The organism is Qipengyuania marisflavi, from assembly GCF_005884405.1.
GTDB lineage: Bacteria > Pseudomonadota > Alphaproteobacteria > Sphingomonadales > Sphingomonadaceae > Qipengyuania > Qipengyuania marisflavi.
The window spans coordinates 397,601-409,647 of record NZ_VCAO01000003.1 but is presented as its reverse complement, the minus strand read 5'-3'; the positions used below and the strand labels follow the sequence as shown (position 1 = coordinate 409,647).

The following is a 12,047-nucleotide window of genomic DNA, read 5'->3' as shown; positions in this document are numbered from 1 at the left end:
TCCGTCCTGGTTGGGGGCATCAAGTGTATCCGAAATCGCGTGAATTGTGGCCGCAGGGCGTAGCTCCGGCACAGGCATTCTGTGCTGAGGACAAGCGCCTGACGGTGCTGGCCGCGTACGGCACCGATGCGTTGATCGATGATCCTGAACTGCAGCGTATCGTCGAACTGATCGCCAGAATTTGCGATGCGCCGGTGGCGATGGTCACCATGGTCGAAGCGAACCGGCAGCATTTCCTCGCCAAATTCGGTGTCGATGAGCGAGAGACCCCGCGCCCGACCAGCTTTTGCGCGCACGCGATGCTGGGTGACGAGCCGATGGTCATCAATGATGCCACAGTCGATCCGCGCTTTGCTGACAACGAACTGGTCACTGGCGATCCGTTTCTGCGGTTTTATGCCGGGCAGCCGCTGATCTCGGACGAAGGTGCACCGCTGGGCGCGCTGTGCGTGATCGATATGGTGCCGCGGCCGATGGGGCTGACGCCATTGCAACGCGAAACGCTCGCGGTGCTGGCCGAGGCGGTGATGCGGCGGCTGTCGCAGGGACGCCAGGGGCGCGCCGCGACCAACGCGATCAAGCGCCGCGAAAACCGGCTGAAGACCATGATCGACAGCGTTCCCGGCATCGCCTGGTCCGCTGATGCGGATGGCAATCTTGATTACGTCAACGCGCGGTGGAGCGAGATTACCGGCGCGCCGGTCCCGCAATCGGTCAAGGAATGGGCCGACCATATCCATCCCGATGACCGTGAGGCGTCGTTGACGCGGTGGACCGGATCCATGCGCAATGGCGAGGCGCATGAGGATGAAATCCGCATGCTGCACGCCGACGGTTCGCACCGTTGGGTACTGTCGCGCGCGATCCCCGTGCTGGAAGAAGGGTCGGGCGGCAATCGCTGGTTCGGCACAGTAATCGATATCGACAAGGCGTACCGCCTGTCCGAATCGCGCGATCTGCTGGCGAACGAGCTGTCGCACCGGATCAAGAACATTTTTGCAGTGGTGTCCGGCCTGATTGCCGTGCGGTCACGCGGCAAGCCGGAGGTCAAGGATTTCGTTGGCGAGCTGAGCACGGCCATCCGCGCGCTGGGCATTGCGCATGATTATGTGCGCCCCTTCGATGGCCGCAAGACCGACAAGCTGCAGGGCCTGCTACGCGATTTGCTGGCGCCCTATGACAACAATGGCAAACGCTTCGACATTACCGGCGGAGATGTCGCGATCAGCCCGCGCACTGCCACGCCGCTGGCCCTGATCTTTCACGAGCTGGCGACCAATTCAGCGAAATATGGCGCGCTGTCGTCGCACGACGGCCGCGTGACGGTGGAAATTACGCTGCCCAAAGATGGCGATGACGGGATCAGCGTCGCCTGGCGCGAATCTTCCGATGTCACCATCGTCCCTGTCATCAAGGCCGACGAAGGCTTTGGTTCGCGCCTGCTGCGGCTGGCCATCGAAGGGCAATTGGGCGGACGCTTCACCCGCGAGTTTTCCGATGACGGGCTGGATGTGCTCCTCGAATTTCCGATGGACCGCATCGCCGGCTGAACGGCCGGGACAATTCGCGAGGCTTGGGGGTCGCAAGACACGGCTGCCCCGCCTATGGTGGCCGAATTGCAGGACAATAAAGCGGGACGAGACCATGCGGATAGCGATCGGAATGACAGCGGCACTGCTGCTCGCCGGGTGCGCGCCGCCCGTCGATGATGCGCCAGTGGCGGAGGACACCGATGCTGCGGTTGAGGCTGTGCCGACACCCGATCAGCCACTCCCCGAAATCTACGCCCAGACCGCGTGGCGGTCGGCGGCCGAAGATGGCGCACGTTATACCACCTATATCGACGAGGACGGCAGTTACCGCGATCTGCGCAATGGCGATCCGTGGCAGCAAGGCAATTGGACCTATGACACCAGCGGCAAGAAACGGCTGTGTTTCACGCCAGAGGACGAAGGCGCTGCGACCACTTGCTGGAAACCGGGCCGGATGGACGGCGACACCATGTATGCCACCGGGCCAAGAGGCCGCAGGATTGCGCTGGAGCAAGTCGACTATATCGCCCCAGAGGATGACGGCGAAACGTGACCTCAGCCCCGCCGCCGGCTCTTGAATTTCGCGATTTGTACAAAAGTTATGGCGCGGTTGACGCGGTAGCGGGCGTGTCGCTGGAAATCGCGCCGCGCAGTTTCGTGGCGCTGGTGGGCGCGTCGGGCTCGGGCAAATCCACACTGCTGAAAACCGTCAACCGGCTGGCCGTGCCCAGCAGCGGCGCGACTCTGTTTGAAGGCGATGATGTCAGCGGCGTCCCGCTGCCCGCCTTGCGGCGGCGGATCGGTTATGTGTTCCAGTCGATCGGCCTGTTCCCGCATATGAGCGTGGCGGAAAACATCGCGATCGGTCCCCGGCTGGCTGGGGAGCGACTGGTGGCGGAGCGCATTGCCGAACTGCTCGAACTGGTCGAGCTTGACCCAGCGATGGCGCTGCGGATGCCCGATGAATTGTCGGGCGGGCAGCGCCAGCGGGTGGGCGTGGCACGCGCGCTGGCGGGCGATCCGCATCTGCTGTTGATGGACGAACCCTTTGGCGCGCTGGATCCGATCACGCGCGATGCGCTGGGCACTGCGGTGCGGCGGCTGCATGACGAATTTGGCCTGACCACAGTGATGGTCACGCATGACATGGCCGAAGCGCTGCTGCTGGCCGACCGGGTGCTGGTGATGGATGCCGGCAGCATTGTCGCCGATGAAACGCCGCATTCGCTGCTGGCGGGCAATGGCAGCGCAGTGGCGCAGGCGCTGGTCGCCGTTCCGCGCGCGCAGGCCGCCCGGCTGGCGGAGATGACCTGATGGCCGGAGTGTTTTGATGGAAGGCTTGGGCACCGCGATGTTCGCATTGGGCGACAAGCTGGCCGCACACGTGTTGCTGTCGGCGGCGGCACTGGCGCTGGGCATCGCAGTGGCCTTACCGCTGGCGGTGTGGGCCAGCCGCTCGCCCCCGGTGGCGAAAATTGCGCTCGGATTTGCCAGCCTGGTGCAAACCATTCCGGCGCTGGCGCTGCTGGCGCTGTTCTTCCCGATCCTGCTCAGCCTACGCGCGGTGTTTGGCGAAGGGCTGCCGACGCTGGGCTTCCTGCCCGCGCTGCTGGCGCTGGCGCTCTATGCGCTGCTGCCGATCCTGCGCAATGCGGTCACCGCACAGGCGCAGCTTGATCCCGGCGTGCTGGAGGCGGCGGACGCGGTCGGCATGGGCAGCTGGCAGAAATTGCGGCTGGTCGAGGCTCCTCTGGCCGCACCCTTTGTGATGGCGGGCATCCGCACCGCCGCAGTCTGGACCATCGGCGCGGCCACGCTGGCAACCACCATTGGCCAGCCCAGTCTTGGTGATCCGATCTTTGCCGGATTGCAGACGCAGAACTGGGTGCTGGTGCTGGCCGGCTGTATCGCCAGCGCCGGTCTGGCAATGCTGACCGATGCGCTGCTGGGCTTGGCCGAGCGCGGCTTTGCGCTGCGCAAACGCGCGCTGTGGCTGGGCGGTCTGGTGGCGGTGATGCTGGGCATCGGCGCGGCGCTGTTCGTGCAGTTCGGCGCTCGCGATCAGGACCGCGTGGTGATCGGCGCAAAGACCTTTTCCGAACAATATGTGCTGGCCCGCCTGATTGGTCAGCGGCTGAAGGCCGAAGGCTTCGCCGTGGAATACCGCGATGGGCTGGGATCGGCTGTGGCGCATGATGCAGCGGCGACCGGCGCGATTGACCTCTATGTCGATTACACCGGCACGATCTGGACCAACCAGCTCAAACGCACTGACAATCCGGGCCGCGCGGAAATGTATGAGGAAATCGTGCGCTGGGAGAGCGAGACCAGCGGTGCGCGCGTGCTGGGGCGGCTGGGTTTTGAAAACGCCTATGGCTTCGCCATGCGGGGCGATCAGGCCCGCGCGCAGGGGCTGACCTCACTGGAGGATATCATCCCGCTGGCCCCGCAATTGGTAATCGGCGGCGATCCGGAGTTTTTCGAGCGACCCGAATGGGTCGCGGTGCGCGATGCCTATCGCCTGCGCTTCCGCGACAAGCGGACATTTTCGCCCACCTTCATGTATGATGCGCTGCAATCGGGCGAGGCCGACGTGATCAGCGCCTATACTTCCGACGGACGCATTGCGGCAGATGGGCTGACGGTGCTGGACGATCCGCAGCAGGCGCTGCCCAGCTATGACGCCGTGCTGGTGCTCAGCCCCGCCGCTGGACGCAACGAAGCACTGGTCGCCGCCCTGCAACCGCTGATCGGCGCAATCGACGTGGAAGCCATGCGCGCGGCAAATTTTGCCGTCGACCGTCCGGACAACAAGCAATCCTTTGCGCAAGCGGCGCGGGAATTGGCGGCGCGCTCCGGCCTGTAATCAGCCGCCGCGCTGCCATTTCTGGGTTTGGCAGAACGGGCCGAGGCAGCCTTTGACTTCAAGCTGGGAGGCGCCCTTGCGGCGCAGGATCGAGCGGTAGGTCTTGCCGCTTTTGGGATCATAGATCTGTCCGCGCCAGACATCGCCATCGGCAGTAAAGCCGGTCAGGATCGCCATGCCCATCAGCTTGCGGCTGCGTTTGCCGGCGTCCGAATTGTTCACATCCCGCTGATCCGCGCCGCCGGGAGGTGCAACGAGGAATTTGGCGATCCGCCCGCACAGCTTGACACCGCAGGGGGCGATTTCGACCACCGCATCGCGGCTTTGCGTGACCCAGCGGCCTGTGATCGGCTGCACCGCGAGCAGCGGCTGGACGGCCACCAGCAGTGCAGCAGCAGCGGTGATTGCGAGACGTTTCATGTGCGGCGCTTCCCTTCGGCGAATCCTGCCCCGCGCGGCCAGTCGCGCGCGGTGATCGCCATTATCTTGAACAGATCGCCCATCTGGTCGGGCGCGACAAGCCGATTGTGCGCAGCGGCGATTTCTTCGATCCGGTCGGGCGCCCGCACACCCAGTGCCTGCGCGCGCAATCCGATGCCCATCGCGCCCAACCAGGCCCCCTGCGTGGCCGTTAGCGCCGCCAGCCCTTCCCGCTGCGCCAGTTGCACCAGCGTGGCAAAATCGACATGCGCAGTGAGGTCGATCTCGCCCGGCGCGGAGAAAATATCGACTTTCTGATGCGCCCGCACCGCTTGCAGGGTGGAACCGGTGCGGAGCGAAAGATGCCCGTAATCGGCGAACAGCGCCGCGCCGCCTGCGACATCAATCCGGCGCGCGGCGTCCTGCAGGATCGCAGCGGCAGCGGGGCAAGTTTCGATCACGGTCCCGGCATCAGCATCGGCAAATCGCGCAGGCACCGCATCATTCATCGGCTGCGGTCCGGCGGCAAAGACGAAGTCCTCGCCGTCCAGCGCCACCAGCCGTTCACGCCAGCCGCTTTCGGTTTTCACCAACTGGCGGATAGGCAGCGCATCGAAGAATTCATTGGCGGCGAGCAGGATCGGCCGGCCTTCGGGCAGGCTGTCCAGACTGTCATGAAAATGCGCGCCCGCCAGTGTCCCTGCCTGGGTCTGGCGCAGCGCAGGAGAGCCTTCGACCAGATGCACTTGCGGCTGCAATCCCTGCGCCGCCATCGCCCGCAGCGCATCGCGCGCCAGCGTTCCGCGCCCCGGCCCCAGCTCGACATAGATCGCGTCTGCCGGCCGGCCCGCGCGGGTCCACACATCGGCCAGCCACAGCCCGACCATCTCGCCGAACATCTGGCTGATTTCGGGCGCAGTGGTGAAGTCCCCGCCCGCACCCAGCGGATCGCGGCTGGCGTAATATTGCGCGTTGCTTTCGCCCATATATCGGGCGACCGGCATCGGCCCATGCGCCGCGATCAGGCGGCGGAAGCGCGCGCCAAGGTCGGCGGGATCGCCCGCCTCGCTCATGCTGCCTGCGGCGCTGGCGCCTTGGCCCCTCCAACCGGCGGGCGGGTCAGCGCATAGCCGATCACCAGCAGTCCGACCGCGATCATCGGCAGGCTGAGCCACTGACCGCGCGACAGCCCGGTGTCAGTGACCACATGCACCAGATAGCTATCGGGTTCGCGGAAGAATTCGTTGATAAAGCGCGCTCCGGCAACGCCCACGGTAAACACGCCGACCAGCAGGCCGGGACGATACCGCGCGCGTGTTTTCCAGAACAGCGGCAGCATGATGACCAGCAGCAACAAGCCTTCCAGCCCGGCCTGATACAGCTGGCTGGGATGGCGACCAACTTGCATAGGATCGGTCGGGAAGACCATCGCCCAGCTGACATCGGTGGGGCGGCCATACAACTCGCCATTGATGAAATTGGCGAGCCGACCCAGCAGCATCCCGAAAGGCACATTGACCGCCAGATAATCGCAAACCCGCAGCCAGTTGAGCCCGCCGCGCCATGCCACCCAGGTGATCGCCAGCAGCACGCCGATAACGCCGCCGTGAAAGCTCATCCCGCCTTCCCACAGCTTGAACATGTCCAGCGTGCCGAACAGTTCAGGCTTGTAGAATACGACATAACCGAATCGCCCGCCTAGGATCACACCCAGCGTGCAATAGAAAAACAGATCGTCAAAATGACGCTGCGCCAGCGGGCTGCCGGGTGCCTTCATCATCCGGGACAGATGCCAGAAGCCCAGCACCAGACCGCCTAGATAGGCGAGCGAATAATAGCGCAGCGTGAAGAATCCCAAATCGATACCGGGCTTTAATCCCAGCTCGGCCCATTGGATCGGTTCGGCCGCTGCAGTCGCAGCCAATAGTGACAGCAAGTTCGTATCCCCTTAGAGAGAAGGCAAAGCCGCACCGGCGACCCATCGGGCGCGGCTTTTGGCATAGCAGGGGATTTGGGGAAAGCCTGCACCGCATGCCTGTGGGCGGATGCGTGGCGGTTGGCGCCGCGCGGCGACCACAAATGGAGAGGACCGAACACCACATGCCGACCGAACTCGACCAGGATATCGCACGTTTTACCGCCGCTGTTACCTCACCGGGGCAAATGTTCGAGACCGAGGAAACCACGCGCCGCGGCGTGGAAATGCCTGCCTTCAAAAGCGCCCCCCCCAGCCTCGCGCATTATTTCGCGCATTTCTGCAACGAACATCGCGAAGCGGTTTTTCTGGTCGATGGCGATCAGCGGATGACCTTTGCACAGGTCTATGCCGCTGCCACGCATGTCGCGCACGGGCTGGCGCATGACCACGGCATCACCAAGGGCGACCGCGTCGGCATTGCCGCGCGCAACTCCGCCAATTGGATCATCGCCTATATGGGCGTGCTGATGGCGGGCGGCTGCGCCACATTGCTCAATGGCTGGTGGACAGGCGAGGAGCTGGCTTACGGCATCCGGCTGGGCGAATGTTCGGTGGTGCTGGCCGATGAACAGCGCGCCGCGCGGCTCGACGGGCATGACCACGGCGCCAAGCTGATCGTATTCGGCCATCAGGCCCCGGCCGAGCTGGGGCTTGGTCCGATCTGGGGCACCGGCACCACGGCGGCGGCGATGCTGGGCGAATTGGGCCCGGATGATCTGGCGACCATCCTGTACACTTCGGGTTCGACCGGCAATCCCAAGGGCGCCTATTCGGACCACCGCGGCGTGGTCAATGGCGTGATGAACTATGTCGCGCAGACGGTCATGATCCTGCAAATCCTGACCGAGCGGGGCGAGGCACCTACAGTGCAGCCATCCGCGCTGATCGCGGTGCCGCTGTTCCATGTGACCGGCGAAGTGCCGCTGCTGCTGCAAAGCTTCGCCTTGGGTCGCAAGCTGGTGCTGATGCCCAAATGGGACGCGCGCGAGGCGCTGCGGCTGCTCGACGAGGAGAAGATCACCTATTTCGTCGGCGTGCCATTGATGAGCTTCGAGATGGCCACACACCCGGAACGTGGCAGCTTCGACCTGACATCGTGCAAGAGCTTTGCCGCTGGCGGCGCACCGCGTCCGCCCGAACACGTCACCAAAATCCGCGAGGCATTTCCCGATGGCTTCCCGCTGCTGGGCTATGGCCTCACCGAAACCAATGCGGTCGGCTGCGGCAATCTGAACGAGAATTACCTGGCCAAACCCGGTTCGACCGGCATGGCATCGCGGCCACTGGTCGATCTGGCGATCATCGATGATGATGGCAACAAACTGGAAAGCGGCGCTGTGGGCGAGGTTTGCATCCGTTCGGTCTGCAATTTCCTGGGCTATTGGCGCAATGACGATGCGACCGCTGCGGCGTTTACCGAGGATGCCTATTTCCGCACTGGTGATCTGGGTTACGTCGACCCGGACGGCTATCTGTTCATTGTCGACCGCAAGAAGGATATTATCATCCGCGGCGGCGAGAACATCAGCTGTATCGAGGTTGAGGAAGCGCTCTACAAACATCCCGCCGTCGCCGAATGCTCGGTCTTCGGTGTGCCGGACGAGCGGCTCGGCGAAACCCCCGCAGCGGTCTATTTCCTCCATCCGGGTCAGGAACTGGCGCCAGAGGAATTGCAGGCCTATCTGCGCGAGCATATCGCACCGTTCAAAATCCCGTCGCATCTATGGCGGGCTGACGATCATTTGCCGCGTCTGGGCACCCAGAAGGTCGACAAGCGCGCGGTCAAAGCCGTCTATGTGCAGGAACTGGCGGGCGCTTGAACCGGGTCGATGTCCCCCGTCAGCGCGCGATCATCGACCGGCGCAGGCTGGTCGGCGAAATTGCAGCGCTGGCGGCGAGCGACGATGCGCGGGGCGAAGTTGTCGCGCTGCTCAAAAGCGCACTGGAAAACGGCCGCGCCGAGCTGGAGCGGCGGCTGGCCGACAAGCCATCGGCAGGTCACGAGATCACGGCGGGCTATGCCTTCCTGGTCGATCAGCTGGTGCGCGTCATCTATGATTATGTGACCACCCATCTGGTTGCGGGCAGCAATCGGTCACAGGCCGAACGGCTCGCGATCATGGCGGTGGGCGGATATGGGCGCATGGAAATGGCGCCGCATTCGGATGTCGATATCGCCTTTCTGGTCGGCCATCGGCGCACCCCGTGGTGCGAACAGATGGTCGAGGCGATGCTGTATATGATGTGGGATTTGGGCCTGAAAATCGGCCATTCCACGCGCACGATGGATGATACCTTGCGGCTGGCGCGCGGCGATCTGACCATCCGCACCGCTCTGCTCGAAGGCCGCTATGTCTGGGGCGACCGCGAGCTGTATGACGAAGGATCGCGCCGCTACGAGCGTGAGGTAATGAAGGGCCACGAACGCACCTTCCTGACCGAAAAGCTGGCCGAACGAAACGCCCGGCACAAGCGGATGGGCGACAGCCGCTATGTCGTGGAACCCAACATCAAGGACGGCAAAGGCGGCTTGCGTGATCTGCAGACGCTGTACTGGATCGGCAAATTCATCCACCGCGTGCGCAGCGCCGCCGAGCTGGTGGACAAGGGACTGTTCACGCCGGTTGAATATCGCAGCTTCCGCCGCGCGGAAAACTTCCTGCTGGCGGTCCGCTGTCACCTGCACATCGTCACCGAGCGTGCCGAGGACCGGCTGACCTTTGATTTGCAGCGGCAAGTCGCCGAACGCATGAAATTTGCCGAACGCACGGGTAAGAGCGCGGTCGAACGTTTCATGCAATATTACTTCCTGCAGGCCAAACGCGTTGGCGGCCTGACGGGCGTGTTTCTCTCGCACATCGACGAGGAACTGGCGCAGACCCGCCAGCGCGCAGGCTTCTTCGCTGCCTTCACCCAGCGCGCGCGCAGCATTCGCGGTTACCGGGTCTATGGCGGGCGCATCGCCGCCCCGTCAGAGGACTGGTTCGAGAAAGACCCGGTCCGGCTGGTCGAAATCTTTCAGGTGGCAGAGGCCGAGGGGCTGGAAATCCACCCCGACACCATGCGCCGCGCTGACCGCGACAGCCGTTTAATCGATGCCGCCGTGCGTGACGATCCGCGCGCCAATGCGCTGTTCCTCGACCTGCTGAGTGGGCGCAACGATCCCGAACCCGTGCTGCGCTGGATGAATGAAGTCGGCGTGCTGGGGCGGTTCGTGCCCGATTTCGGCAAGGTCAACGCACAGATGCAGTTCGATATGTACCACCACTACACAGTGGACGAGCATACGATCCGCGCGATCGGCCTGTTGGGCGCGATCGAGAAGGGCCAGCTGACCGACGACCATCCGCGTGCCAGTCGCCTGATCCACAAGGTGAACAGCCGCCGTGCCGCCTATGTTGCAGTGCTGCTGCACGATATCGCCAAGGGGCGCGGCGGCGATCATTCGGTGCTGGGGGCCGAAGTGGCGCATGAATTGTGCCCGCGATTTGGTCTGACCGAGAGCGAGACCGATCTTGTGGCATGGCTGGTGCGCGAACATCTGTTGATGAGCGCCACCGCCTTCAAGCGCGACCTGACCGACCCCAAGACCATCGAGGATTTTGTCACCCGCGTGCAAAGCGGCGAGCGGCTGCGCCATCTGGCGATCCTGACCGCGGTCGATATTCGCGCGGTCGGGCCGGGAACATGGAACAGCTGGAAGGGCCAGCTGCTGGGCGAATTGTACGATCAGGCAAGCGAGCGGCTGCGGCTGGGCCATATGCGCCACGGGCGCGAGGCACAGGTTTCAGCGCGGCAGGCAGAGGTTGCCAAGTTGCTGGCCGACAAGGGCGGACTGGTCGCTGCTGATGCGGATTTGTTCGATGATGCATACTGGATTGCCGAGCCGCCCGATATCATCGCGCTGAACATGGTCCATTATGCCGCCGCGCGCCGCATGGGCCACGAACTATCCATTCATTGCGAGTTCTATCCCTCGCGCGGGGCCACGCTGGTGACAGTGATTGCCGCCGACCATCCGGGCCTGTTTTACCGGATCGCCGGGGGCATCCATCTGGCGGGCGCAAACATTATCGATGCGCGCATTCACACCAACCGCAAAGGCTGGGCGGTCGACAATTTCCTGGTGCAGGATCCGCATGGCGCGCCCTTTGGCGAGGCGGGCCAGCTGGAGCGCCTGAAGACCAGTATTGGCGATGCACTGGCGAACCGGATCGATCTGACGCCGCGTCTGGCACAGCGCCCGCTGCCGCACAGCCGCTCCAAGGCGTTCGATGTCAGCCCGCGCGTATTGTTCGACAACAAGGCATCGGGCCGCTTCACGGTGATCGAGGTCAATGCCCGCGACCGTCCGGCGCTGCTCAATCGGCTGGCGCGCACGCTGTTCGAGGCGGGTCTGGTGGTCCATTCGGCGCATATCACCAGCTATGGCGAGCGCGCGGCGGATACATTCTATGTGACCGATCTGACCGGCCATAAGCTGGCCTCGACAGAGCGGATGGTGAAAATCGAAAAGCAGCTGCTCGATGCGGCGAGCGATGCCACACAGGCGCGGCTGGAAGACGCTTAGCCGCGTTCGCCAAACAGCGCAGAGCCGACCCGGACATGGGTCGCGCCCAGCATGATGGCGCTTTCGAAATCGGCGCTCATCCCCATGCTGCGCCCCTCCAGCCCGTGATCGCGCGCCAGCTTGTCGAGCAGCGCGAAAAACGGCGCCGGTTCGATGTCGGCAGGCGGCAGGCACATCAGGCCGGCCAGCGGGATCTCCGCCGCACGCGCCTGATCCAGCAGGGCTGGCAGTTCGGCGACTGCGCAGCCGCCCTTTTGCGGTTCTTCGCCAATATCGACCTGAACGAAACACGGCACCTGCCGCCCGGTCTTGTCGAACGCCTTGGCCAGGGCGGTCACCAGGCTGGGCCGGTCGAGCGAGTGGATGCAGTCGAACAGCCGCACCGCATCTTCTGCCTTGTTCGATTGCAGCGCGCCGATCAGATGCAGCTGCACGGCGGGATGTTCCTCGCGCAGCGCGGGCCATTTGGCCGCCGCTTCCTGCACGCGGTTTTCCCCGAAATGGCGCTGGCCTTCGATCAGCAGCGGCTTGATCGCCTCTGCGGGATGCGTCTTGCTGACCGCCACCAGCGTTACCTCACCCGCATCGCGGCGCGCGCGTTTGCACGCGGCGGCTATTGCCTGTTGCACCTCACCGAGCGGAGTCTCTGCCTTTTCCATCGCATTGCGCTATAGCGCAGCC

The 12,047-nt window shown here is 64.1% G+C and carries 10 protein-coding genes; 6 read left to right on the top strand and 4 right to left on the bottom strand.

The annotated features are described in order from the left end of the window. Positions 1–23: 23 nt before the first annotated feature. From FEV51_RS09005 to FEV51_RS08990, 4 genes are all read left to right on the top strand, one after another. On the top strand, positions 24–1,550 hold the full coding sequence (locus tag FEV51_RS09005) for a sensor histidine kinase (RefSeq protein WP_138618039.1): 1,527 nt from the start codon (positions 24–26) through the stop codon (positions 1,548–1,550). Positions 1,551–1,662: 112 nt separating this feature from the next. After that, positions 1,663–2,085 carry a hypothetical protein gene (locus FEV51_RS09000; RefSeq protein WP_171033080.1) on the top strand — a complete coding sequence of 141 codons (423 nt, stop codon included), beginning with the start codon at positions 1,663–1,665 and terminating at the stop codon, positions 2,083–2,085. After that, entirely contained in the window at positions 2,082–2,846 is a 765-nt protein-coding gene (locus tag FEV51_RS08995) for an ATP-binding cassette domain-containing protein (protein ID WP_138618035.1), read from the top strand. Before FEV51_RS09000 ends, FEV51_RS08995 begins: the two co-directional genes overlap by 4 nt. 16 nt (positions 2,847–2,862) lie before the next feature. Continuing rightward, complete coding sequence (locus FEV51_RS08990; RefSeq protein ID WP_138618033.1) at positions 2,863–4,398, top strand: ABC transporter permease/substrate-binding protein; 1,536 nt, start codon at positions 2,863–2,865, stop codon at positions 4,396–4,398. Here the strand turns inward: FEV51_RS08990 and FEV51_RS08985 are convergent, their stop codons facing one another. The 3 genes from FEV51_RS08985 to lgt are packed head-to-tail and all read right to left on the bottom strand — an operon-like array spanning position 4,399 to position 6,754. Beyond that, positions 4,399–4,818, bottom strand: coding sequence for a DUF2147 domain-containing protein (locus FEV51_RS08985; protein WP_138618031.1), 420 nt, complete (start codon positions 4,816–4,818; stop codon positions 4,399–4,401). Then, positions 4,815–5,891 carry a class I SAM-dependent methyltransferase gene (locus FEV51_RS08980; protein ID WP_246034502.1) on the bottom strand — a complete coding sequence of 359 codons (1,077 nt, stop codon included), beginning with the start codon at positions 5,889–5,891 and terminating at the stop codon, positions 4,815–4,817. The genes FEV51_RS08985 and FEV51_RS08980 overlap by 4 nt, the downstream gene beginning before the upstream one ends. Further along, on the bottom strand, positions 5,888–6,754 hold the full coding sequence (gene lgt, locus FEV51_RS08975; protein ID WP_138618029.1) for a prolipoprotein diacylglyceryl transferase: 867 nt from the start codon (positions 6,752–6,754) through the stop codon (positions 5,888–5,890). Before lgt ends, FEV51_RS08980 begins: the two co-directional genes overlap by 4 nt. Before the next feature lie 164 nt (positions 6,755–6,918). Between lgt and FEV51_RS08970 the strand changes: the two genes are divergently transcribed. Next, complete coding sequence (locus FEV51_RS08970) at positions 6,919–8,616, top strand: class I adenylate-forming enzyme family protein (RefSeq protein ID WP_138618241.1); 1,698 nt, start codon at positions 6,919–6,921, stop codon at positions 8,614–8,616. Next, positions 8,613–11,366, top strand: coding sequence for a [protein-PII] uridylyltransferase (locus FEV51_RS08965; protein ID WP_138618027.1), 2,754 nt, complete (start codon positions 8,613–8,615; stop codon positions 11,364–11,366). Before FEV51_RS08970 ends, FEV51_RS08965 begins: the two co-directional genes overlap by 4 nt. Here FEV51_RS08965 and FEV51_RS08960 read toward each other — a convergent pair. Then, entirely contained in the window at positions 11,363–12,025 is a 663-nt protein-coding gene (locus tag FEV51_RS08960; protein WP_138618025.1) for a YggS family pyridoxal phosphate-dependent enzyme, read from the bottom strand. The two genes, FEV51_RS08965 and FEV51_RS08960, sit on opposite strands and share 4 nt — an antisense overlap. Positions 12,026–12,047 lie beyond the last annotated feature (22 nt).